General features: G+C 48.6%; 17 protein-coding genes, 2 rRNA genes and 2 pseudogenes (2 of these 21 cut by a window edge). 1 reads left to right on the forward strand and 20 read right to left on the reverse strand.

Annotation, left to right across the window (positions count from 1 at the left end; genetic code table 11):
- On the reverse strand, positions 1–621 hold the start of the coding sequence (gene pruA / locus ABV298_RS13945; RefSeq protein ID WP_353722682.1) for an L-glutamate gamma-semialdehyde dehydrogenase. It extends 1,011 nt beyond the left edge of the window; 621 of the gene's 1,632 nt are visible here — the first part of the coding sequence; it begins with the start codon at positions 619–621; its stop codon lies off the left edge, out of view.
- Between the two features lie 201 nt (positions 622–822).
- Here pruA and thrC point away from each other — a divergent pair, with 201 nt between their 5' ends.
- Positions 823–2,130 (forward strand): threonine synthase, encoded by a 1,308-nt coding sequence (thrC, locus tag ABV298_RS13950; protein ID WP_353722683.1) that lies wholly within the window; start codon positions 823–825, stop codon positions 2,128–2,130.
- Between the two features lie 133 nt (positions 2,131–2,263).
- Here the strand turns inward: thrC and ABV298_RS13955 are convergent, their stop codons facing one another.
- The 19 genes and pseudogenes from ABV298_RS13955 to ABV298_RS14045 form a co-directional block, all read right to left on the reverse strand.
- Complete coding sequence (locus tag ABV298_RS13955; protein WP_353722684.1) at positions 2,264–4,075, reverse strand: tetratricopeptide repeat protein; 1,812 nt, start codon at positions 4,073–4,075, stop codon at positions 2,264–2,266.
- Between the two features lie 435 nt (positions 4,076–4,510).
- Positions 4,511–6,127, reverse strand: a complete 1,617-nt coding sequence (locus tag ABV298_RS13960) for an Ig-like domain-containing domain (RefSeq protein ID WP_353722685.1) — start codon at positions 6,125–6,127, stop codon at positions 4,511–4,513.
- 68 nt (positions 6,128–6,195) lie between these two features.
- Positions 6,196–7,098 carry a class I SAM-dependent methyltransferase gene (locus ABV298_RS13965; RefSeq protein ID WP_353722686.1) on the reverse strand — a complete coding sequence of 301 codons (903 nt, stop codon included), beginning with the start codon at positions 7,096–7,098 and terminating at the stop codon, positions 6,196–6,198.
- Positions 7,098–8,961, reverse strand: a pseudogene (mnmG, locus tag ABV298_RS13970) (tRNA uridine-5-carboxymethylaminomethyl(34) synthesis enzyme MnmG). The gene ABV298_RS13965 and the pseudogene mnmG overlap by 1 nt, the downstream one beginning before the upstream one ends.
- Positions 8,962–9,016: 55 nt before the next feature.
- Positions 9,017–9,430, reverse strand: a complete 414-nt coding sequence (gene ybeY / locus ABV298_RS13975; protein ID WP_353722687.1) for an rRNA maturation RNase YbeY — start codon at positions 9,428–9,430, stop codon at positions 9,017–9,019.
- A gap of 194 nt (positions 9,431–9,624) precedes the next feature.
- Positions 9,625–12,945, reverse strand: coding sequence for a DUF4175 family protein (locus tag ABV298_RS13980; RefSeq protein ID WP_353723185.1), 3,321 nt, complete (start codon positions 12,943–12,945; stop codon positions 9,625–9,627).
- A gap of 245 nt (positions 12,946–13,190) precedes the next feature.
- Entirely contained in the window at positions 13,191–13,883 is a 693-nt protein-coding gene (locus ABV298_RS13985) for a hypothetical protein (protein WP_353722688.1), read from the reverse strand.
- Positions 13,884–14,029: 146 nt separating this feature from the next.
- On the reverse strand, positions 14,030–14,839 hold the full coding sequence (gene trpA, locus ABV298_RS13990) for a tryptophan synthase subunit alpha (RefSeq protein ID WP_353722689.1): 810 nt from the start codon (positions 14,837–14,839) through the stop codon (positions 14,030–14,032).
- Positions 14,836–15,192 carry a Dabb family protein gene (locus tag ABV298_RS13995; protein WP_291209024.1) on the reverse strand — a complete coding sequence of 119 codons (357 nt, stop codon included), beginning with the start codon at positions 15,190–15,192 and terminating at the stop codon, positions 14,836–14,838. Before ABV298_RS13995 ends, trpA begins: the two co-directional genes overlap by 4 nt.
- A 59-nt stretch (positions 15,193–15,251) precedes the next feature.
- Positions 15,252–15,452, reverse strand: coding sequence for a hypothetical protein (locus ABV298_RS14000; protein ID WP_353722690.1), 201 nt, complete (start codon positions 15,450–15,452; stop codon positions 15,252–15,254).
- Between the two features lie 23 nt (positions 15,453–15,475).
- Positions 15,476–16,675: a tryptophan synthase subunit beta gene (gene trpB / locus ABV298_RS14005; protein WP_353722691.1), complete on the reverse strand. Its 1,200-nt coding sequence runs from the start codon at positions 16,673–16,675 to the stop codon at positions 15,476–15,478.
- Between the two features lie 5 nt (positions 16,676–16,680).
- Positions 16,681–17,331 carry a phosphoribosylanthranilate isomerase gene (locus ABV298_RS14010; protein ID WP_353722692.1) on the reverse strand — a complete coding sequence of 217 codons (651 nt, stop codon included), beginning with the start codon at positions 17,329–17,331 and terminating at the stop codon, positions 16,681–16,683.
- Positions 17,328–18,146: an indole-3-glycerol phosphate synthase TrpC gene (trpC, locus tag ABV298_RS14015; protein ID WP_353722693.1), complete on the reverse strand. Its 819-nt coding sequence runs from the start codon at positions 18,144–18,146 to the stop codon at positions 17,328–17,330. The genes ABV298_RS14010 and trpC overlap by 4 nt, the downstream gene beginning before the upstream one ends.
- Before the next feature lie 52 nt (positions 18,147–18,198).
- Positions 18,199–19,189, reverse strand: a pseudogene (trpD, locus tag ABV298_RS14020) (anthranilate phosphoribosyltransferase).
- Between the two features lie 56 nt (positions 19,190–19,245).
- On the reverse strand, positions 19,246–19,812 hold the full coding sequence (locus tag ABV298_RS14025; RefSeq protein WP_353722694.1) for an aminodeoxychorismate/anthranilate synthase component II: 567 nt from the start codon (positions 19,810–19,812) through the stop codon (positions 19,246–19,248).
- A gap of 21 nt (positions 19,813–19,833) precedes the next feature.
- Complete coding sequence (locus tag ABV298_RS14030) at positions 19,834–20,223, reverse strand: tautomerase family protein (RefSeq protein WP_353722695.1); 390 nt, start codon at positions 20,221–20,223, stop codon at positions 19,834–19,836.
- A 12-nt stretch (positions 20,224–20,235) separates the two neighbouring features.
- Positions 20,236–21,657: an anthranilate synthase component I family protein gene (locus ABV298_RS14035; protein ID WP_353722696.1), complete on the reverse strand. Its 1,422-nt coding sequence runs from the start codon at positions 21,655–21,657 to the stop codon at positions 20,236–20,238.
- A gap of 395 nt (positions 21,658–22,052) precedes the next feature.
- Positions 22,053–22,164, reverse strand: a 5S ribosomal RNA gene (gene rrf / locus ABV298_RS14040).
- Positions 22,165–22,296: 132 nt separating this feature from the next.
- Positions 22,297–22,500, reverse strand: a 23S ribosomal RNA gene (locus ABV298_RS14045) (it continues 2,610 nt past the right edge of the window).

Here is a 22,500-nt window from a genome sequence, read left to right on the forward strand (position 1 = left end):
ATTGCCCATTAATGCAGGCGCAGCGGGCAGGTTTCCGGCAATGGCCGTGAAGTTAAACGGAGTAATAGCGAAGATGAAACCTTCCAGCGGACGGTATTCCATACGGTTCCAGACACCTTCTGAGGAGATCGGTTGCTCCTCATAGATATCCCGCATGAAGTTCACATTAAGCCTCAGAAAGTCAATGATTTCACAGGCCGAATCAATCTCCGCCTGATAGACACTTTTCGACTGTCCCAGCATCGTCGCCGCATTCATTTCAGCCCGGTACGGACCGGCGATCAGCTCGGCCGCTTTCAGGAATATGGCTGCGCGTTGTTCCCAGGCGAGTGTAGCCCAACTCTTTCTCGCCTCCAATGCAGCGTCAATCGCTTTGGCTACATCCTCCTTGCCTCCTTCATGAAAATAGCCGAGAATATGCTGGTGATCATGCGGTGGCGACACCTTCTGTTTGTTTCCTGAGTAGATTTCTTCGCCGCCTATATATTGTGGTATCTCAATGGTTTTGGCGCGGGCCTCTGCAAGCGCCTTTTTAAGTTCTGAGCGCTCCGGGCTTCCCGGCGCGTAGCTTTTCACCGGTTCGTTTTTTAACGCCGGTACATTGAAAATTCCTATCGACATATTATCTGGTTTGTTTTATTGATTTAAGATCTGTTAATCTTTAACAAAATTATTCTGCGGCACGATCCCGGCAATGCATTCACAGCAAGCATCGCTCAGGCAACCATCTTGAAAACCCATTTAAAAGTTCTCAAAATAACTGACCTGCTGGGATTTTAGTTAAATTTGCACTCCCATTTTTCCGGATCAATTTTATATCAAATGCTATTTTACAGTACCAAAACTGCCAGCCTGAAAGCGTCGCTGGAAGAAGCTATTTTCAACAGCCTTCCTCCCGATAACGGTCTCTACATGCCAGAATCTATCCCGACGGTTTCAAAGGAATTTCTGGATAATATTGAAAATAAATCCTTCAGGGAGATCGCCATCGAGGTGACCGCCACACTTTTGGGCAGTGAAATTACAAGAAGCGAAATTGAATCCATCATCGATCGCGCATATGATTTCGAAGCGCCTGTGGTAAAAATCACGCCGAACGACTATGTGCTCGAATTATTCCACGGCCCATCCATGGCTTTTAAGGACTTCGGAGCACGGTTTATGGCTGCGATCATGTCCTATTTTTTGCATCGTTCCAATAAGGAAATCCGCATTCTTGTAGCCACATCCGGCGATACGGGCGGCGCAGTTGCCCAGGGGTTCTATAAGGTTCCGGGTATTTCGGTAACGATCCTTTACCCCAGCGGAAAAGTAAGCGACATCCAGGAAAAACAATTGACTACCCTCGGCCACAATGTGACTGCCCTGGAAGTAGACGGTACCTTCGACGACTGCCAGCGCCTGGTGAAGGAAGCATTCCTCGATCCCGAACTGAATGCGAAATATAACCTCGCATCGGCGAACTCCATTAATATTGCCCGGTTGATCCCACAGTCATTCTATTATTTCGCAGCATATGCACAGTTGAAAAAACTCGGGAAGCCATTGGTGATCTCAGTACCAAGCGGAAACTTCGGAAACCTTAGCGCCGGCATCCTCGCCTATCGCATGGGCTTGCCGGTAGAACATTTCATCGCGGCGACTAATGTAAATAATGCAGTACCGCGCTACCTCCAGTCGGGGACCTACGAGCCGCTTCCTTCGATCGAAACGATTTCCAATGCCATGGACGTCGGCAGCCCGAGCAACTTTGTACGGCTGACCCGGTTTTTCAACGACGACTGGAATGCGATCAACGAAAAAGTGTCCGGCGCATTTTTCAACGACGAGCAAACACAAAAAGCGATGCGCGAAGTTTTTGGCAATGCCAATTACGTTATGTGCCCGCACACGGCCGTCGCTTACCGGGGCCTTCAGGAATACCGGAAAAAAACGAAGGGTGATTTTACAGGAGTCTTCCTTTCGACTGCCCACCCGGCGAAATTTATCGATCTCGTGGAAGAAACACTCGGAAAAAGCATCGATATACCTGAAAGACTGAAATCGCTGCTCGATATTGAAAAAGTGTCGATCAAAATGAAACCCGAATTTTCAGAATTCAAATCACTATTAGTGAGTGAGTTAAAATAAAAATTCCGGGTTTTGGTCCGTCCGAGATTTGAATATTTGCTTGAATCCGGATAGAAGCACGTGAATTTTAAAATGTAAAAGGCTCCGAAGCGATGAACTCCGGAGCCTTTTTCTATGCCTGGAAGAAATTTCTCTAATTGATCACATCGCCTCTCAAAACGCGGAAGCGCTTCCGCGACTCGGCGACAAAAATACTACCCGGGTATTTTTCCATGAGCTCCTGGTAAAGCTTCATCGCCTGGTCCTTGTCGTTGAGCTTCTCCTGATAAAGCTTCGCCATCGCAAAGAGCGCGTCGTCGCCGTACAGGTCGTGACCGTATTTGGAATACAACAATTTCAGGTCGGCCATCGCCTGCTGGTTGCTGTCGAGCTTGATGTATGTTTTGGCGGTAAGCCAAAGTATCTCGTCGGCGAGACTGTGATTTTCGTATCTTTTATAAAGTTGTTTCAAAGTATCAATTGCCTCGTACTTTTTGTTCTGGAACAATTGCAACTCCACCGCGGAATACGCCTTCATCGCTGCTTCGGTGCTATCGAGGCCCGTATTATCCATAATTAGCAGCGAAAGCTCGTTTGCATCGTTCGCGATCTCACGGGATGTCGCCTTCTTAAGAATGTCGAGAACAGCCTTTGCCAATTCGAATTCACCTTTAAAATAATGCAACTTGGCGTTCCTGAGCTTCGCTTCATAGCCGAGTACATCGTCCTTCTGCGACTTTTCAACCTGCGAATAAACCAATGTAGCCTCCCACGGCTCGCCCTGCAGTAGGTAAATATCTCCCAGATCGAGCTTACATTTATCTACAAAATTCTTCTCGGCTTTACCCGCCTCGATAGCAGTTTGCAGTATCTCGATCGCCTTTTTAAAATCATCCATATAAAAGGCATTCAGGATCGCCATATTGCGCAATGCCTCGATCGTACGCACATTCACCCCAAGCTCGTCGACTAATTGCTGATATTGCCCGAGCAGCTTCTGAACTTCGCTCCTCTTGACGGGATAAGTGTTTTTAACCTGCTCCTCCCTGGCGAAAATCGCCATCCTTCGAGCTACCGGATAGAGCTGGCCTTTCGGATATTCTTTCACCAAATGATCGAATATGTTGCCGGCGTTGGTATAATCATTATTCTGAAGAGCGAGCATTCCAAGATTGTAAAGCCGCGATCCGTTGTGCTTGAAACGACGATCGAGCGCGCGTTCCTGGATAAATGCTTTGTAAAAATCCTTGCGTTGCACCTGGTACCAGATGAGCAATTCATTGTAAAAGCCTTCCTGAGGGAACTTCTGGATCTTGTCGTACAGTACCTTTTCCAGCAGCGCCTGCTCCTTCTCGTCCTTCGTAAAGTCCTGAAGCATATTCTGAACGACCTCCGTATTCTGGTAACGCATACCATAGGAAAGCAGCTCGTCGATCATCTTTTCAGGCTGGTTCAGGTCGCGGTAAACGCTCGCCAGTTCCAGCTGAAAGATATCGTAGCGCTTGGCGCTTTCCCGGGCCTCGAGCAGGATATTCTTAGCCCATTCCGCCTGGTTTTGTGCGCGGAATTCCTCCGCCAGATCGCGTTTAAGCTCGGTTCTCGCTCCCGATGCGGTAACGACCTGCTCATATTTTTTGGACGCCTCCACGGCCTTTCCCTGGTTCTCGAGCATAATGCCCCAGTTCAGATAATACCAGGCCGCATTAGCGGCATCCCCTTTGATCTGCTTTTTGAGGAACTGCTCGCCATCGCCCCACGCCTTGCTTTTCACAATGCAACTGGTGTAATTTTTGAGTGCGACTTTTTCAAACGAGTTCTTCAGATACGAAGAATAGTAACTAAGGGCCTTCGGGCAATCCCCGTTTTTGAAATATTCCTCGGCCAGTTCCCGCTCCCCCTGCCCGAACGCCGCGGCCGCCCCGGAAAGCAGAAATCCTATCATCAAACAGCTCGTAACCCTTTTCATAATAGATAAAAAAATCTTTTCCTTTTAGTTATTATCCTTCAGTGTGCCTGTGGATTTGTGAATAATTCCTTTATCCACTGTAGATTAACATACTTATCCACATTTTGTGTATAACTTATGCGAGTTATGCACTGTAGAATTTTTTGAAATCAACATTTAAAACGCTGAACTACAAGTTAGGAATTATTCTGTTCACATTCGAATGTGGGTAAACTCCTTTTAGATGACTACTTTTGTTATCCACAGTTTCTAAAGTGAATCAACGTACTGTTAACTCCGTTTTAGATGTTGGTTATCCACTGCAGGGCGAAATTCCCTTTTTTATCCACACTTATTGGGGGTTATCCACAAGGTTATTCACAATTTCGCCCCTTTTACCAACAAGATTTCCGCGTTATACACATAGTTATCCACAGTCTATAGACAAAAATGTCGTTATTTTTCTTCAGGAATGGTGATGTTAATGTCATTCAGTTCAAAATTCGCCTTCAAAAGGATCCTATCCGGGATGTAATAGATCGGCTCCGGCTGAAGGCCCTTGTCCATCTGCCCGGTGTCCCATCGCCGGTTCCGATTTTTGTCGATGGTAATGCGCAAAAAATATTTTCCTTGAGGGATATTCCTGAAAGTGTAAGGCGATTCGTAGAGTGTTTCGATCACCTTGTACTGCTCGTCGACCAGGTCGAGTATGAAATGCACCGAGGTGTCGGCGTTTGTGACGCGGCCTCGGATGACACCAAAATCTTCTTCTTTTAAAATTGGGTGCCGGAGCAGCGTTTTGGGAAGCGTATCGCCTTCCACGCTGATGATCGAACCTTTTGGTATATCGAATTTCACGGTATCCTTTGCAAAGGATTTTGCCTCTATCGTCAGGATATTGTGGTTTTTGTTCCAGTTGTACTTAAATGCGTTTAGCGGCTCATGTGTGAGACTGTCGGAGATAATCGCGATTTTCTGATCATCGATTGTCTTGACCGGTTTATTCAGAATGAGCTTGTACGTGAATGCATTGGTGACGGGTTTATTCGCTTCGGGGAACGTAGTGAGCGACATCGGATCGAGTTGGCGCGTTTTGCCACGTTGCGCCTGAAATGCTATTTTTTGCTCGAACTCGCCTGAAATTCCGAGCGAGTCTATCGTTTTGAGCTTTACCAACGTAGTGTCCGGGTGGGGTTGTACATTAAAAAATTTGAGGTTGGCACCGTTCGGTTCCAGCAAATAGGGAAGTGTGTCTTTATTCATAAATATGACTTCCACATTCTCGATCGGTTTACTGAAAACGACCGAATAATTGTTCACTTTGGGAAGCGTTCGCTGCACTTTGAGCGGAGTGTTGTCGGACAAATACATATTTAGCTGGTAAGTCGCGGAATCGGTGCCGGCCGTTATGGTTTTGCTCCAGAAACCCATCCGTTCATCTTTCGCATTGTAAAGCATATTGCGGTTTTTATCGTCGATAGCAATGAGTTTGTACTGCCTGGTCTGGATGTTTTCGATGGAAAAGATACCGCTGCTATCGGTTCGCGAGAAGTAATAGGGCTTTTGCTTGGCGATATTAAGGGTGTCGCTGACGTTGTAGAGGCCTACCAGGGCATCGAAAACAGGTTTGTTGGTGCGGATATCTTTCACTGTTCCGTACACGCGCCCTGAGTCGAGCGAATTGCCCGTGCTGAATACGATTTTGAGGTTTTTTGCAGGGTTCTTCTCTGCAAAATCCTTGATCGCATCGCCAAAATTCAAGGTATAGGTAGTACTGTCCTTGAATTGATTTTTGAATGTGAGCTGCACCGACATTCCGTTTGGTTTATATGAATACGGGTTATCGGCCTCAGGCGTAATTACAAGCTTTTGATTGATATTGTCCACCACCACATATTCGTCGAAGAACAATTCGATTTTTTTGCCTTTGAAATTGAGGGTTTTGTTCAAGGGATTGCTTTCCACGAGATTGGGTGGAATCGAGTCCCTTTTCCCGCCTGTAGGCGGAACCTGCTGCGCGCAGCGCTCGAAAAAAAACAGTACGAGGATGGCAAATACTATTGTTCTAAGCATTTCAAATAAATTTAAAAAAGCCCCCCAATACAGTGGGTATTGAGGGCCGTTTGTTGTGTTGAGACTTTTCAGTTTTTCGAAATAATGTAGATCAGGCTGGAAGTGTTCAACTCTTTGTTTGTTCCCGCGCGGCCTTTCAGGTTGGATTGCAAGCCGGTGATCACGCTGTCGAAAATATTCATTTTTTTGTTCTTGTACTTTGTGCTGAGCATACTCACATAGAAGGAGTCGAACCACATCGGAAGGATCTTTTTAACCACCAAATCATGCCGCTGCAGCAGGTTTTTCATACTGGCACGTGTGAAATGGTACAAATGCCGCGGAACGTCGTAAGCAGCCCAAAAACGGCCGTATTTAGCAGCATCGTGCGACTGCGGATTCGGCACCGCGATGATGATCCGGCCATTTGGTCTGAGGTGGTTTTGCAGCCAGTCGATCGTTTCATTCAACTTATGGACATGTTCCAGAACATGCCACAGGGTGATGATGTCGTATAACTGTGTATCCAGAGTTTGCTCAGTAATGCCTTCAAAGATGGTTGCTCCTACTCTCTTCGAAGCGATCTCCCGCGCTCCTGGATCCGGTTCTGTACCGAAGGTTTTCCAGCCGTCTTGTTTCACGGCACTTAAAAAACTGCCCGTTCCGCAGCCGATATCGAGTAATGTTCCTTTCGGTTGAACGAGACTGTTAATCAGTTTCACCTTTTGTTCGATAGTATGATTTCGTACCGAAGTATACGCTTTGCTCATCAGATCCCTGGCGTCGTCGTGATGAGAAATGTAATCCTGCGACTCATAATATGCGCCGATTTGTTCTTCGGAGGGGCGCGGATTCGTGAACAGAAAGTAGCAGGAATTGCATTGCTGGATCGTGAATTCTTTGTGCGAAACGGTATAATCCTCCACATTCAGGTAATTGCTGAAACTGGATTGCTGGCATACCGGGCATTTGTCGAGCGTTTCTAAAGACATTAGCGGCCTATGTAAAGCATTAAAACAGATATATCCGAAGGGCTGACACCGCTGATGCGCGACGCCTGGCCGATCGTCGAGGGGCGTGTCCTTTTCAGTTTTTCACGGCCCTCAAAGGACAAGGAAGTGACCACATCGTAGTTGAAATTGTCCACGATGGCGAGGTTTTCCAGCTTATTCATTTTCTCCACGAGCAGCATTTCCTTTTCGATGTAGCTGTCGTATTTCAGATTGATCTCCGCTTGCTGAACAGAATCGATTTCGTATTCGGCAAGGAGCCCGGTAACGACGGGACTTGCTTCCAGCAGCTGATCGATTGAAATTTGCGGTCTTTTCAGCAGCTGCGCAACGGCAATTTTTTCACGTATGGGTGCCGTACCGATCGCTTCCAATGCGGCATTGATCTCGTCGGGAGTCAACTTCGTAGCATTTAGCCTTCCGATAATTTCTTCCGTCTCACGCTTCTTTTTACGCACAGCCTCTACCCTTTCTTTGCTCGCCAAACCGATTTCATAACCTTTTTCCGTAAGCCTTAAATCCGCATTGTCCTGACGGAGCAATGTGCGGTATTCGGCGCGGGATGTGAACATGCGGTACGGCTCTTCGGTGCCTTTATTAATGAGATCGTCGATCAATACGCCTATGTACGCTTCCGACCTTTTCAGAACAAACGGCTCGAGCTCGTTCACGTTCCGGTGCGCATTGATGCCGGCCATTAATCCCTGGCAAGCTGCTTCTTCATAACCCGTAGTGCCGTTGATCTGGCCGGCAAAGAAAAGATTTTTCACCAGATGTGTTTCGAGCGTCGATTTCAGCTGCGTCGGCGGAAAATAGTCGTACTCGATGGCATACCCCGGACGGAACATTTTAGCATTTTCAAATCCGGGTATTTTCCGTAGTGCGGCGTATTGCACGTCCTCCGGCAGCGACGTTGAGAAGCCATTGACATACACTTCCACGGTGTCCCAGCCTTCGGGTTCCACGAAGATCTGGTGACGGTCCTTATCCGCAAACCGGTTGATCTTATCTTCCACGGATGGACAATAGCGTGGCCCCAGACCTTTAATGCGTCCCGAAAACATCGGAGATTTTTCAAAACCGGTTTTCAGGATATCATGGACCTCCTGGTTCGTATAGGTGATCCAGCAGCTTCGTTGCTTGCTTAGCGGCTTGGTATCGGTATAGGAAAACTTGGCGGGCTTTTCGTCGCCAGGTTGCTCTTCCATTTTCGAGTAGTCGAGCGAGCGGCCGTCGACACGTGGTGGCGTGCCGGTTTTCATGCGACCTGCTTCGAAGCCGAGCGATACCAGTTGTTCCGTCAAGCCCGTGGCGGATTTCTCCCCGGTGCGGCCACCACCGAAGTTCTTTTCACCGATATGAATAAGGCCATTAAGGAAGGTTCCGTTTGTCAGTACTACGGCCTTTGAGCGGATTTCGATTCCTAGGCTGGTTATTACGCCGCAGGCTCTGCCGTTCTCGACGATAACATTCTTCGCAGTGTCCTGCCAGAAGTCGACATTCGGATTATTCTCGAGAACCGACCGCCACTCTTCGGCGAACCGTACCCGGTCGCTCTGGCAACGCGGGCTCCACATGGCAGGTCCTTTGGAGAGATTCAGCATGCGGAACTGGATCATCGTTTTGTCGGAGACGATGCCCGACTGCCCACCGAGCGCATCTATTTCCCGGACGATTTGTCCCTTCGCGACGCCCCCCCATCGCAGGGTTGCACGACATCTGTGCGATGGTGTGCATATTCATTGTGATCAGCAGCACCGACGAACCCATCGTCGCTGCCGCGGCGGCGGCCTCGCATCCGGCATGGCCTGCGCCTACCACGATCACATCATATTCCTGAAACATATTATTACTCACTTGTTAAACTACTTTAATTAAAGTGTTCCACGTGGAAATTTAACTAGAACAGCCTAAGATACTCATCTTCCTTAGCCCTCATGGCCGTTTTAAGCGCTTCACTCGAGTCTTCGTATCCCGCGAGGTGTAGCAGCCCGTGAATGAGCACACGGCGCATTTCTGTGTCAAAATCGGTGTGGAACGTTGCTGCATTTTCACGTACCCTGTCTACACTGATGTAAATATCTCCTTCCAATTGGTTGTCTTCCTCACTATTGTCAAACGTAATAATGTCCGTGAAATAGTCGTGGTCGAGATACTGTTTATTGATTTCAAGCAGGTATTCGTCCGAACAGAATATGTAATTCAATTGAGATAACTCATAACCTTCTGAAATTGAGGCATTTTTGATCCACTTCTTTGTTTTGATCGGATTAACTACCTTAAAATCAATGCCTTCTGAGAAGAAACTTACCATGTCTGATGATCACGTGCCGGTTGCCGCTGAGGCGTCGCCGGAGCGTGGAATATTTAAATATTTGACCGTAAATAATTTACAAACTTACGAAGTCTACGGTTAAGAACATGAAAAGCAAGGGATAGCGTTTGTAAACCCCTGTTAAAAAGAGTTAACGCTATCCCCTACCCTAGCCCAACAAAATGGGCATATGATCAGTTCTTGGCCTGGTATTTCCGGAAGTACGAGTCTACTTCGCGTTTGTAGAATGGTGAGAATGTAGGCGGTATCGTCCGAAGCAGCTCTGTTTGCTTTTCCTTCTCGCGAATGTATTTTTCAAATGCGGCAGGCGGCTGTTTGGGTAGCTGCTTGGCGCTTTGTGCCTTGCGCTGTTCGTCTTCGTCCTGTTCTTTCATCGCCTTTTCCGATTCGAGCAGGCGCGTAGTGATTTCCTGGTTACGTTTGATCAGCTCCGGAGTAATCCGCTTATTCACGAGATCGGTCTCGGATTCGTCCATCTTCTCGGCAATCTCCTGCAATTCCTTGCCCAATTGTTGGCCTTCCTTAGTGCCCTTCTGCCGTTCCATAAAATCCTGTATCATCTTGCGAATAGCAGCTTGCTCCGCCGCCATTCTCGCCAGTTTTTCTGACTGGTTCCCCTGCCCTTCCTTACCCTGTCCGAGCTGCTTGATCTGCCCGTTCAGTTTCTCCTGCATTTCGCCCATGCCGGGTTGCTCGCCTTTCTGCTTACCCTTTTTGCCTTTGCCGGCTCCCGGCATGGCCATCGCCATTTGCTGCTGCATTTGGTTGAAGACGTCGCTCAGCATCAATGCAAGGTTGTTCATGGAAGTCATGGCAAACTGCTGCTTCGAGGTAGCGACGTTGATCTGCCGGTCCTTGATGCTCTTCACGCTCTCGTTCATGTACGACTTCATATCGTTCAGCTCGCGCGTAATGAACGACTGGATTTGCACGACGCGGCTGGCCAATGCGTACAAACTATCTTCGACGATCTTCGCGTCGTCTTTCAGTTTCAGTTGTTGTTGGCCCAGTTTCACGAAACGCGGGTCTTGCAGGCTTACGCCGCGGAAGTCTTTCATCAGGGTTTCCTGGTCGAACGACAGTGTGATCAGGTTTTCCAGAATGTCGCGCAATGCGTCGAGGTTTTCCTGCATTTGCTCCATTTCCGCCGACTCCATTTGTTCCTGCATCGACTGCGCCATTTTCTTCATCGATTTTGCCGCATTTTTTTGCGACTGCGACGCTTTCTGGTTCTGTTGCTTGTCGAGCTGCTGCTTGCTCTGTTCCATCTGCTCAGAAGCGTTTTTTTGCTCCTCTTTCTGCATATCGAGCTCTTGTTCCAGCTCCTTGCTCATTTCCTCGATTTCCTTGCTGTTTTCCTGGGCTTTTTTGAAGTCGTCCTGGATTTTTTCCTGCTCTTTTTTCAGGTCCTCGTTTTTGCCTTTCTTATCATCGGCATTTTTGTTCTTGTCGTTCTGCTCGGATTTTTCAGCAAGCTGCTCTTCCTTATCGGCGAGGTCGCTTAGCTTCTCCGCCAGGTTTTCCATTTTCTGCTCCATCTGCATTTGCTTGAAGAGCTTCATGGTCCGTTCGAGTTCTTTTTCGAGGTTATTTTCCTTGTTACGGAGTTTTTCGAGCATGGTCGACATCCGTTCGCTCTGCTTTTGTTCCAAAAGCTTTTTAAGCTCCTTGTACAGCTTCTCGGTATCCTCGTCCATGAGATCGTTCATCAGCTTCTGTAACTGCTCGATTTTCGCCTGTAACTCGGGGCTTTGCTGATTGAATTGCCGCGCCTTTTCGTTGGCATTCTGATGCTTTTCTTTTAAAGCTTCCAATTCTTTCATCAGCTCCTCGCGCTTGCGCAGCACTTCCTCGATTTGTTTCTGCTCTTTGAAATCGAGCTCTTTATTGCTTTTGAGACGGTTATCCAGGTTTTCGATATCCTTTTGCAGGCTCTGCGCCTTTTTCATCGCCGACTGCATCTGGTTCTCCGTTTCCTGCTCCGATTTTTTCACCTCCGCTTCCAGCTGATCTTTGGAAGGAACCGTAAACTGTATCGAGCGCGAGCGGGCGCTTTTTGCACCATTGACGCCATCGTTATCCCAAACCTGGGCATAGTATTCGATTTTGTCGCCAGGGGCCAGTTTCAGGCTGTCCACATACCACTGGAAAAAGAAGCTCTGGGTATTGACTGTTTTATTAAATGGAATAGGAATGCTCCTGGGCTGCGCAGGCTTGTCCTCATTGGCCCTTTGAACCGAGTAAAACATCCTCAACTGCGAAAACCCGTAATCGTCGCTGATGGAGCCACCCAATACGAGGTAGTTGTATAGTGTCGTGTCCTGAAAGTTTTCCAGGTTCATTACCGGGTATTTATCCGGAATGACATTGATGAAATAGCCGATTTTGTCTGAATTGGTCGTCTCGTCATTTTTAAGATTCACCTGATATTGAGCCGATTTCCGCACTGTCCGCCTGATCTCAAAATGATCGCCATTGCTTTCTTTCGCCGTGTATAAGGCCGAGTCATTTTCGAATTTAATGGCCAGTGCCTTCGTGGAAGAAGTATTGAAATTCCACTCGATCGTGGTGCCTTCGGGTACCGAGAGGTTTCCCACGTTGTTCAGGCCCTCCGAAGGCTTGTTCAAATACGCGGGGTAATGCAGGTTTACATCAAACGACAGCAAGGAAGGCCGCTCATTCACCACAATGCGATATTCATCGGAAGCATAACCCGCCGCGTCGAAAGAGAATGCAACGTCGCGTTGCAGGTTTTTGAATGTGTAGGAAAAGTCCTTCGCGCTTTCCTGGGTGAGTTTGAAACGGGTTCCGTTTTGAACGAGGTAAACCGCCGACGGTAATGCTTCTCCCTGTAATCTCAGTTTCAATGTAAAATCCTCATTCCGAAATGCTTTCAGGCTCTTGTTTTGTAATTCAAAAGAGAATGGCGCGTAGGTATAATTTTTCTGGAAATGGATAATACGTTCGGAACTGGACGAGAAGAACGATGGATTGAAAAGCAAAATCACCGCAATGGCTGCCAGCGGATATACCGCATATTTCAGCCTTTTTTTATTCTCGTTGAAACGAATGGCATCCGAAAAGCGAACGATCAGCAACTGGCTTGATTTCTGCCGGATACTGGCCTCGATCAGGTCCGACTGCACGCCGGTCAGGTTCCGCAGCTGCAGTGTATTCACGAGCTTATCTCCCACCTCCGGAAAATACTGCCCGATCTGCAATGCGGCTTCCTCGTCGGAAAGTGGTTTTCTCAGCCCGTACAAATGGATCAGCGGCTGCACTACCCACTGCACAAAAGAAAATACCAGCACGGCCAGGAAGCCGAAAAAGAGCATCCCGCGCACGAGCGAGCTGAACCGGCCAAAATATTCGATCGTATTGAAAAATAAAAAGACAGTCAGTAGCAGTCCGATCGAGAAGATCGCACCTTTGAGCAGCTGGTTCTGATAATATTTCTGACGGTATTCCTGAATGCGGAGCAACAGGCCTTCCATTGAGGTAGTGAAAGGAGCCATAGTGGTTTAGGTATAAACTGTGAAGTTTTTATAACGCATGCGGCCGGTAAAAATTACCAATGCGCATACACGCCGGAAAACGGTTTTTAAAAACAAAGAAATATAGCGAATCCTGCCGTATTTACCCAGAAAAGCAGTGAAAAATCCGGTTGCAGCCACATCTCGTGAGATAACATTGGTTGTCGCCATACAGCGCATTGTGGCGTTCAAACATCGTTTGGCCTTCAAAGCGTAATCAGCAAACCGGCCGAGGCATAATTGATCCAGTTGAAATTGTAAATCTTGTCGTTGTCGGCACCACCTTCCAGCATCCGGTAACCGAGCTTGATCGCGATGGTATTATTGAAATTGTAAGCGATACCGCCGAAGATGTCCTCCGCACGTCCTTGTTTCGCGGCCAGCGCGTCGCCTTCGAGTAAGACAGCCCAATGATACGCCGGCTTCCAGGAAACATAAAAGTTAATCAGCGGCACAAAGCCGAGGTTGTCATAATGCGTATCGGCATATTCGCTCCTGAACCGGACGTCGGCGTCGCGGATTTTGCCGGTAAGTCCTGCTCCTACCCTCCACTTGCCATTCGCCAGAAAATCGTAGCGATAGGTAAGCCGGTACGAGTTGAACCGGTAGTCGACATTCAGCGGCTGGCCGGGAAGGAAGTCTATGTTGTTAAAATTGGCGTCGTGTGAAAGCGCCCCGCGGTAATGCAACGTGAGCGGGGCAACCAATACGGAGATATTATGCCGGTTGTCGATCCGGTACCCGGCACGGATGCGATAGAACGCACGCTGGTCCGCTTTGAGTTGCTCTGGAAGATTCACACGGGTACCGACCCCGCCAGGAATTTGTACTTTATTGTAGCTGGTGCCTAAAATCAATCCGCCTTCGACATCGAAATTGAACTGTGCAAATACGGGCACATATACGCTGCATATGAGAAGTATACTTAACGAAACGACGGTTTTCATAGGCAGCATCGGACATAAAAAAACAAACAACCCTGTGATGGATTGTTTGTACAAAATTAATGCCAAAAGAGAATTCAAATTGACCCGTCCGGGGCGAATTATGCCGGAACTGCCTCGGAAGAGTTTTTCACTTCCCTGATGAATGCCTTGATATCGTTCTCAAGATCGGTGCTTTGCTGCAATACGCGGATGAACGCGCTGCCGATGATCGCGCCGGCGGCGTGGCTCGAAGCCTTTGCGAAGGTGTCGTGGTCTTTGATGCCAAAACCGATGAGGCGCGGATTGCGAAGGTTCATTGCATCGAGTTTTTCAAAATATGCTTCCATGTCGCCGCTCACACCGGATTTGGAACCCGTCACGCTCGCCGACGAAACGGTGTAGATAAAGCCTTCGCTCACCTCGTCGATCTGGCGAATACGCGCTTCGGAAGTCTGCGGCGTTACGAGGAAGATGTTCAGTAGCCCATGCGCGTCGAACACGGATTTGTATTCATCCAAATACACGTCCATCGGCATATCGGGCAAAATGAGCCCGTCCACACCTACTTCGGCGCATTTGGCACAAAACTCCTCGATACCATACTGCAATACCGGGTTGATGTAACCCATGAGCAGCACCGGCACCGTAATCGTTTCACGCATACCTTGCAACTGATCGAACAAAATACGTACCGACATGCCGTTTTCCAGCGCGCGGTCATTGCTTTGCTGGATCGTCTCGCCATCGGCCACGGGATCGGAATAGGGCATTCCTATCTCCACGAGGTCGGCGCCCCCGTCCTGCAATGCCTGCAAAACGCGGCGGGTGTCGTTCAGCTCGGGGAAGCCTGCCGTGAAGTATACGTTTAGCAGTCCCGGATTGTCCGCAGTTTTATTAAAATTCTGAAAAAGACTTACAATGCGGTTCATTCCTGTGTCCAGTAGTCAACAACCAATACTTTATCCAGATGCGGTTCCAGGACTTTTACAAATGCTTTGTGCTCCGGATGCGGCAGGTACACTTCGCGGCCGGCTTCGCTGTCGAAAGTCACGAAAAATACGTGTGTGAAGCCCTGTGCCAACCCTTCGGGGCTGTTGTTGGTACCCCATTCAAAACCTTTCACCTCTTTAATTTTCGAAGGAAGCTTACGAAAAGCGTCTTCCACCTCTTTCACCTGCGCCGGCGTTGAAGAATCCTTGAATTTGAAAAGAACGACGTGGCGCAGCATTTTTTTAGGTGGATTTGAAGGTGAAACAAACGACATGGTGCTGAAAAGGACCATGGAAGCAAGCAAAAAGAGTTTAAATCTCTGCATATGTTTGGTATGGATTAAAGGTGATCCTAGGCTGAGCAGTTGAGGCATTCGCCTTCGTCGCTGAATTTCAGGCGGTCGAACTCGCCTAGTTTTTCTTTCATTGCAAGGATCTCGTCTTCCATGTCGCAACGTTCGAAGAGCGACAGTTCACCTGAGTTTACCTTTGCTTCCAGTTCCTGGATCTTCAATCTGAGATCGAAAACCTCTGGCAATGTCAATGTAGCCATGTGATGTTGTATTGAGGTGAAAATTAATCGATGTATTTCATATAAGTGCCCATATCCTTATCGCCGCGGCCCGAAAGGGTCAGTACCACCGTCTCGTTCTCCGAAGCGCCCAGACGGCCTAATGCGGCCAGTGCATGGGACGACTCCAATGCGGGGATAATACCTTCGAGGCGCGTCAGCTCAAATGCGGCCTGTACCGCCTCGTCGTCGGTCGCGGAAAGGAATGTACCGCGGCCGCTGGCGTAAAGCCATGCGTGCTGGGGGCCGATACCCGGGTAATCCAACCCCGCAGAGATAGAAAATGGTTCCACTACCTGCCCGTCTTCGGTTTGCATGAGGATGGTACGGCTGCCGTGAAGCACACCTGGCTTGCCCAATGCGGTCGTAGCCGCCGAATGTCCGGAAGTAAGCCCCATTCCCGCGGCTTCCACGGCCACGAGTTTCACGTCCTCGTCGTCGAGGAAGTGGTAAAATGTCCCCGCCGCATTGCTGCCGCCGCCTACACAGGCGACTGCATAGTCAGGCGTTTCTTTGCCGATGTGGTCTTTCAGCTGTGCACGGATTTCCTGCGAAATAACCGATTGGAACCGCGCCACCATATCCGGGTAAGGGTGCGGGCCCACCACCGAGCCGATAATGTAATGCGTATCGACCGGATTGTTGATCCAGTGGCGCATGGCCTCGTTGGTGGCATCTTTCAGCGTACGTGATCCGCAGGTAGCCGGGCGTACCTCCGCGCCAAGCATCTTCATGCGCGCCACGTTAGGCGCCTGGCGCTCGATATCGATCTCGCCCATGTACACGACGCATTCGAGGTTCATCAATGCGCACACGGTAGCGGTGGCCACGCCGTGCTGGCCTGCGCCGGTTTCGGCTACGATGCGTTTTTTACCCAGGCGCTGCGCCATCAGGATCTGCCCGATGGTGTTGTTCACCTTGTGCGCGCCGGTGTGGCAGAGGTCTTCCCGTTTGAGGTAGATATTGGTCTTATATTTCTCCGAAAGCCGGTTGGCGCGGTAAAGCGGCGTGGGCCGGCCCACGTAGTCGCGCAACAAATCGTTGAATTCTTTCTGAAAAGAAGGGTCCGCGATCACTTTCAGATAATTTTCACGCAGCTCTTCAACGTTCGGGTATAGCATTTCAGGAATGAATGCGCCCCCAAAGGTGCCATAATAACCGCGGTCATTTACCTGATACGACTTCTTTTCTGCAATTGATTCCATAAAAACTAAGCTTCCGCTTCTTCTTGCTCTTTTACGCGAACTAAACTAAATAACTCTTCCAGCTTGGCAACGTCTTTAATGCCCGGCTCGGTTTCGAACTTGCTGTTGACGTCGATGCCGTAAATGGGAAGGGTTTTGGATAAGGTGATGATTTCTTCGATATTGTCGAGCCCGATGCCGCCGCTGAGGAGGAAAGGCTTTTCGTTATCGTATTTGCCCAGCAACTTCCAATCGAATGCCATGCCGTTACCACCCGGGTTTTCGCCTTTGGTATCGAATAAAAACAGGTCGCAAAACGATTTGTAGTTGTTCAGCATCGCGAAGTTGAACTTCTCGTCGATCGGGAACGCCTTAATCACGCTCACGCCTTTCTGGCGAATGCTCCGGCAAATGTCGGGCATTTCGTTCCCGTGCAGCTGCACATATTGCAGGTCGTATTTTTTGACCATGTTCAAAATGTGGCCTGGGTTCGCATTGACAAATACACCCACTTTTTTGATGTTCTGGGGAATGCTGCGGATGTATTCCTCGTTCAGCTCCTCGCCTACGAAGCGGGGCGACTTGTCATAGAAAATAAACCCTATAAAATTGGGCTGTAAGGCTACTACCTGCTCGATGTTGCCTTGCTGGCGCAATCCGCAAATTTTAATTTTCATAGAACCAGAGGATTTAAATTGCTATGTTGAGTTAAGTCTTGTTGCAAACCTGCAAGTGCGGCGCCTGGGTTCGCGGTTTTCATAAATGTTTCTCCTATTAAAAAGCCCTTATAGCCGTGCTGAAACAGCTTCACAATGGTTTCGGCGTCTTTCAGGCCACTTTCTGAAATCTTCACGAACTGCTCCGGGATCAGCTCGCTGAGTGCGATGGACGTTTCAATAGAGGTTTCAAAAGTTTTCAGATTGCGGTTGTTCACGCCCACGATATCGATATGCTCGCCTGTGCTTGCAGCCAGCTCCTCTGCATCATGGACTTCCAGCAGTACTTCCAGCCCGAGCTCGTGCGCCCTGCGGCTCAAATGGGCGATTTCCGAAGGCGTAAGACATGCTGCGATGAGCAGGATCACGTCCGCACCGATGGATTTGGCCTCGAAAAGCTGGTATTCGTCCACTATAAAATCTTTCCGGAGCATCGGGATCGCCGGATTGGCCTCCCGCGCTGCAAGAAAATCGGCAAACGAGCCGCCGAAAAAGTCGATATCGGTGAGTACCGACAGCGCCACGGCGCCTGCATTCACGTAATCCCGAGTCACGATCTGTGGCTGTACGTCGCCGCTGATAATACCTTTCGAAGGGGATTTTCTTTTAAATTCCGAAATAATGCGGGGTGTTGCAGATGATCTTAGCGCCGCCGCCAGCGAAGTAGTCGGACGCGAAAACAATGGCTCCTTTTCCAGCTCGGAAATGGGCCGCTGCTTTTTCGATTCGCTGATTTCTTCCTGCTTGCGGGCGATAATTTTTTCTAAAATATTCATCTAAAAATGCTGTAACTGCAATTATAAAAAGGGAGAAATGCTTCCCCGCTAACTATTCTTCGATCAATTTTTTGAAAGCGGCCAACGCTTTCTTACTTTCGAGCGACTCGCGGGCCGTCTCCACAGCGTCGGTCAGCGACAGTGCCGGATTGGCACAATAAAGCGCCATAGCCGCATTGGCCAGTACCGCTTGCTTCTGCGAAGGCGTCGCCGTGTCGTTCAAAACATTCATGAAAATCCGGGCCGATTCTTCGACTGTCGCACCGCCCGATAAATCGTCGGCGCGCAAAGTTTGAAGCCCTAGATGAGAGGGGGTAAGAACTTGCTCGGAATGAGCGGTGATAATTTTAAAAGCACCTGTCAATGACACTTCGTCGTAACCGTCTAATGCGTGAAGAACCAGAAATTGCTTATCCGTTTGTTGGTAAAGATAAGCAAAAAGACGCGCTAATTCAAGACTGAATACGCCCACAAGCTGTTTTTTCGGGGATACCGGGTTCACCATCGGACCCAGCATATTGAAAAAAGTTTTCACGCCCAATTCCTTTCTTACCGGCGCTACATTCTTCATAGCGGGGTGAAAAAGAGGGGCGTGCAGGAAGCACACACCCGCCTGGTCGATCTTCCGTTCAAGATAATCCTTATCGTTTGTAAACTTCGCTCCCAGGTATTCCAGCACCGTCGACGACCCGCACAGGGAGGAAACGCCGTGGTTACCATGTTTCGCCACCTTTTGACCAGCCCCCGCCACCACAAAACATGAGAGCGTCGAGATATTGAACGTGTCCTTGCCGTCGCCCCCCCGTTCCGCAAACATCGATGGGGTCGTATGCCGACAAATCTACCGAAAGGCACAGTTCGAGCAGGCCGTCACGGAAGCCTTCCAGCTCTTTCACGGTAATGCTGCGCATAGCATAAGTGGTTAGGAACGAGGCGATTTCGGAATTGGAATACTTGCCGGTTCCGATGCCCATTAAGACGTCTTTGGCTTGCTCTTTGTCGAGGACCTTGTATTCAAAAAGATGGCTAAGAATGTGTTTCATGACAGTTTAAAATAGCTAATATCGTCGGGAAGGTGTGGGTTGTTTCAATGCAAGAATCAGATTTGCAGCCAGTTTTGGAGCATTTCCTTCCCGTGTTCGGTCAGTACCGATTCCGGGTGGAACTGCAATCCTTTCACATCGTATTTCTTGTGTGAAAGCCCCATTACGCGGCCTTTTTCGTCGACGGCGGTGATGGTAAGATCGTCGGTAAATGTTTCGGGAATGACGGTCCAGGAATGGTAGCGGCCGACTTTGATCTCCGTAGGCAAACCTTTGAAAATGCGCTCGCTGGCGTCGGTAACAATGGCGGTGTCGGCAATGCCATGCAGTACGTCGGTCATGTTTTCCAATGCTGCGCCGTAAACTTCTCCTATTCCCTGGTGCCCGAGACAAATGCCGAGAATGCTTTTGGAAGGCCCGTATTCACGGATTACTTCATGCATAATGCCCGCTTCCGAAGGAATACCCGGCCCGGGGGAAAGGAGGATCTTGTCGTAATTTCCGACGTCTTCCAGGGCTATTTTGTCGTTCCGGTAAATATCCACCTGGTCGTGCAGTTCACGGAGGATATACACGAGGTTATAGGTAAAAGAATCGTAATTGTCGAGAACTAGTATTTTCATTGTGACGGTGATTTCAAATCGTTAAACGGCAATTTTATAATCCAGGGCCAGCTCGTCCCCTGCTTTTCCGCGAATGCCCCAGTTGTGCGGCGGAGTTTCGGTAAGCGTAATTTCCACATCATTCGGCGCGATGCCGAGCTCCTCTTCGAATCTTTGGAAGATCAGCCGGTACAAATGCTTCCTTGCCTCGATCGAACGGCCTTCAAACAGCGCTATTTCGATGATCGTGTACCGTTCGGTTCTGCCTTCGGGGTAAAAGAAATCGCCGTCGTCGAGGTAAAAGAACCGGTGGACGCGCTTGTTTTGGGGATATTGGAACGCTTCGACAATGCAGCCGTGCAGCGTATCGGACAACCGCTCCCGGATCGCGTACAGCGAAGATTTGAGGCCATATATCTTGATCTGCGACATGGTTTTCCGATGTTAGAGTCCTTCCGCTACCTGAATGGCCTGGCGTAACGCGGCCAGCTTATTGTTGATCTCCTGCAACTCGCTTTCTACATCCGATTTTGCCACTACGCCCATTCCCGCGCGGAAGAACAGCGTGTTGTCTTTGCTGAGGAACGTGCGGATGGCGATGGCGTGGTTGAAATCGCCATTGAAATCCATGAAACCGATAGCCCCGCCATAAATACTTCGGTTGCTGCTCTCCATCTGATCGATCAGCTTCATCGCATTATGCTTGGGCGCACCGGATAATGTGCCGGCGGGAAAGGTGTCGGCCACCAGTTGGAGCGGGTTTACATCTTTATTCATCTTGCCAACCACTTTCGAAACAAGGTGGATGACGTGCGAATAGTACTGGACTTCCTTGTAATTCGTGACTTTTACGCTGTCACAGCTCCGGCTCAGGTCGTTTCGTGCCAGGTCGACCAACATTACGTGCTCAGCGGTCTCTTTGGGGTCGTTAAGCAGGTTTTGCGCTGCTTCCGCATCCGCCTGATCGTCACCCGTGCGACGGAATGTGCCTGCGATGGGGTGGATTTCGGCCTGGCCGTTTTTGATGAAAATCTGTTTTTCGGGAGATGATCCGAATATCTTGTAATTACCGTAATCGAAATAGAAGAGGTAAGGCGAAGGATTAATGGAGCGCAACGCGCGGTAAACGTTGAATTCGTCGCCCTGAAATTTGCGGCTGAAACGACGAGAAGGAACAATCTGGAACACATCCCCGCGAAGGCAGTGATCGATGCCTTTCCGGATCACTTTTCGCATTTCATCGTCGGTAACGTTCGAGGTTTCGTCGCTTGTAATGCTGAAACCGTACTGCGGGAAATTCCGGTTCTTGATCAGCACCTCGATCTGATCGATGCCACTTTCTTCCCTTGGTTCGCCATATTGGTGTTCAAAAATGTAAAGTTCATTCTTGAAATGGTTGATCGCGATGACGTATCTGTAAACCTGGTAGAATATCTGATCGATTTCCGTTTCGGGGTTTGCGGATTGAATTTCGATGTCTTCAAAGTAAGTTACGGCATCGTAGGTCATGTGACCGAACAGTCCGTTGGTAATGAAAGGAAACTTACTTTTTTCCGAAATAAAGCTTTGAGCAAAGCGATACAATGCCTGAACAGCGTCTTTGCGGTTCGCAAGCCCGAAGTTAAGTTCGGAGCCGTCCGGAAACTTTTGTATAACTGTACTATTGTTCAGTTTGAAAGAGGCAATAGGATCGCAACAGATGTACGTAAACGAGTTTTCATTGCCGTGGTAATCCGAGCTCTCGAGCAGGATGGTGTTTACGAAACGGTCTCTGAGCTTCAGATAGATCGATACGGGTGTCAGTGTATCTGCCAGGAGCTTCTTGTAGCGTGTGGAGATCTGATAAGTCTTGTCCAGGGTTTTCATTTGCAGGTTGTAATGTAAAGTGTATAAAAAAACGGCTCGCTGTCAGATGAACAGCGAGCCGTTTGGATGTATATATTTCATTCTATACCATGCAATAGCCTTACTTGTCCATCTTCGAAGGATAAGCACGCCACCACCAAATAGTATTGAATAATTTCATAATTAATTGTTGCCTTGCGGCCGTTACAGCACAAATATACGAAAAAGAATAACTGCTGCAGTCCTTTGCAAAATATTTCTGCGAGATTTTGCAAAGGGTAGTTTTTGAAAAGCCATGTGTGGATTGGAAAAGGGAAAGGTTTTCGAACGTTCGGGCGCTGTCATAGTGGCAGCTATTTCTCTTCAAAAGCTTTAAAACAAAAAAAGCCTCACTTCTGTGAGGCTTTTGTAAATAATTGTGGCGACTACCTACTTTACCAGGTTTGAACCAAGTATCATCGGCGGTACGGGGCTTAACTTCTCTGTTCGGGATGGGAAGAGGTGAACACCCGGCCAATAGTCACCAACAAGCTCTTTGAGTATTTCAATGATTGAATGATCGAATTTTGAATGATTGAATAAAAGATATTCACTGATTCAGACATTCAACATTGAATTTCATGTCATATTGGAAGTAGAAGAGATGAAGATAAAGATTAAATGTGCAAGCTGTTGGGTAATTAGTACTGCTCAGCTGAGTGTATTTCGACACGTATACCTGCAGCCTATCAACGTCGTAGTCTACAACGACCCTTATGTGGAAGATTCATCTTCGGGCTAGTTTCGCACTTAGATGCTTTCAGCGCTTATCTATTCCCCACATAGCTACCCGGCCATGCTACTGGCGTAACAACCGGCTCACCA

The organism is Dyadobacter sp. 676, assembly GCF_040448675.1.
Lineage (GTDB): Bacteria > Bacteroidota > Bacteroidia > Cytophagales > Spirosomataceae > Dyadobacter.

Excerpts from the sequence above, each read along its gene's own strand:
- thrC (WP_353722683.1), top strand. The coding sequence starts at position 823 with ATGCTATTTTACAGTACCAAAACTGCCAGCCTGAAAGCGTCGCTGGAA.
- ABV298_RS13955 (WP_353722684.1), bottom strand. The coding sequence starts at position 4,075 with ATGAAAAGGGTTACGAGCTGTTTGATGATAGGATTTCTGCTTTCCGGG.
- ABV298_RS13960 (WP_353722685.1), bottom strand. The coding sequence starts at position 6,127 with ATGCTTAGAACAATAGTATTTGCCATCCTCGTACTGTTTTTTTTCGAG.
- ABV298_RS13965 (WP_353722686.1), bottom strand. The coding sequence starts at position 7,098 with ATGTCTTTAGAAACGCTCGACAAATGCCCGGTATGCCAGCAATCCAGT.
- ybeY (WP_353722687.1), bottom strand. The coding sequence starts at position 9,430 with ATGGTAAGTTTCTTCTCAGAAGGCATTGATTTTAAGGTAGTTAATCCG.
- ABV298_RS13980 (WP_353723185.1), bottom strand. The coding sequence starts at position 12,945 with ATGGAAGGCCTGTTGCTCCGCATTCAGGAATACCGTCAGAAATATTAT.
- trpA (WP_353722689.1), bottom strand. The coding sequence starts at position 14,839 with ATGAACCGCATTGTAAGTCTTTTTCAGAATTTTAATAAAACTGCGGAC.
- ABV298_RS13995 (WP_291209024.1), bottom strand. The coding sequence starts at position 15,192 with ATGGTCCTTTTCAGCACCATGTCGTTTGTTTCACCTTCAAATCCACCT.
- ABV298_RS14000 (WP_353722690.1), bottom strand. The coding sequence starts at position 15,452 with ATGGCTACATTGACATTGCCAGAGGTTTTCGATCTCAGATTGAAGATC.
- trpB (WP_353722691.1), bottom strand. The coding sequence starts at position 16,675 with ATGGAATCAATTGCAGAAAAGAAGTCGTATCAGGTAAATGACCGCGGT.
- ABV298_RS14010 (WP_353722692.1), bottom strand. The coding sequence starts at position 17,331 with ATGAAAATTAAAATTTGCGGATTGCGCCAGCAAGGCAACATCGAGCAG.
- trpC (WP_353722693.1), bottom strand. The coding sequence starts at position 18,146 with ATGAATATTTTAGAAAAAATTATCGCCCGCAAGCAGGAAGAAATCAGC.
- ABV298_RS14025 (WP_353722694.1), bottom strand. The coding sequence starts at position 19,812 with ATGAAAATACTAGTTCTCGACAATTACGATTCTTTTACCTATAACCTC.
- ABV298_RS14030 (WP_353722695.1), bottom strand. The coding sequence starts at position 20,223 with ATGTCGCAGATCAAGATATATGGCCTCAAATCTTCGCTGTACGCGATC.
- ABV298_RS14035 (WP_353722696.1), bottom strand. The coding sequence starts at position 21,657 with ATGAAAACCCTGGACAAGACTTATCAGATCTCCACACGCTACAAGAAG.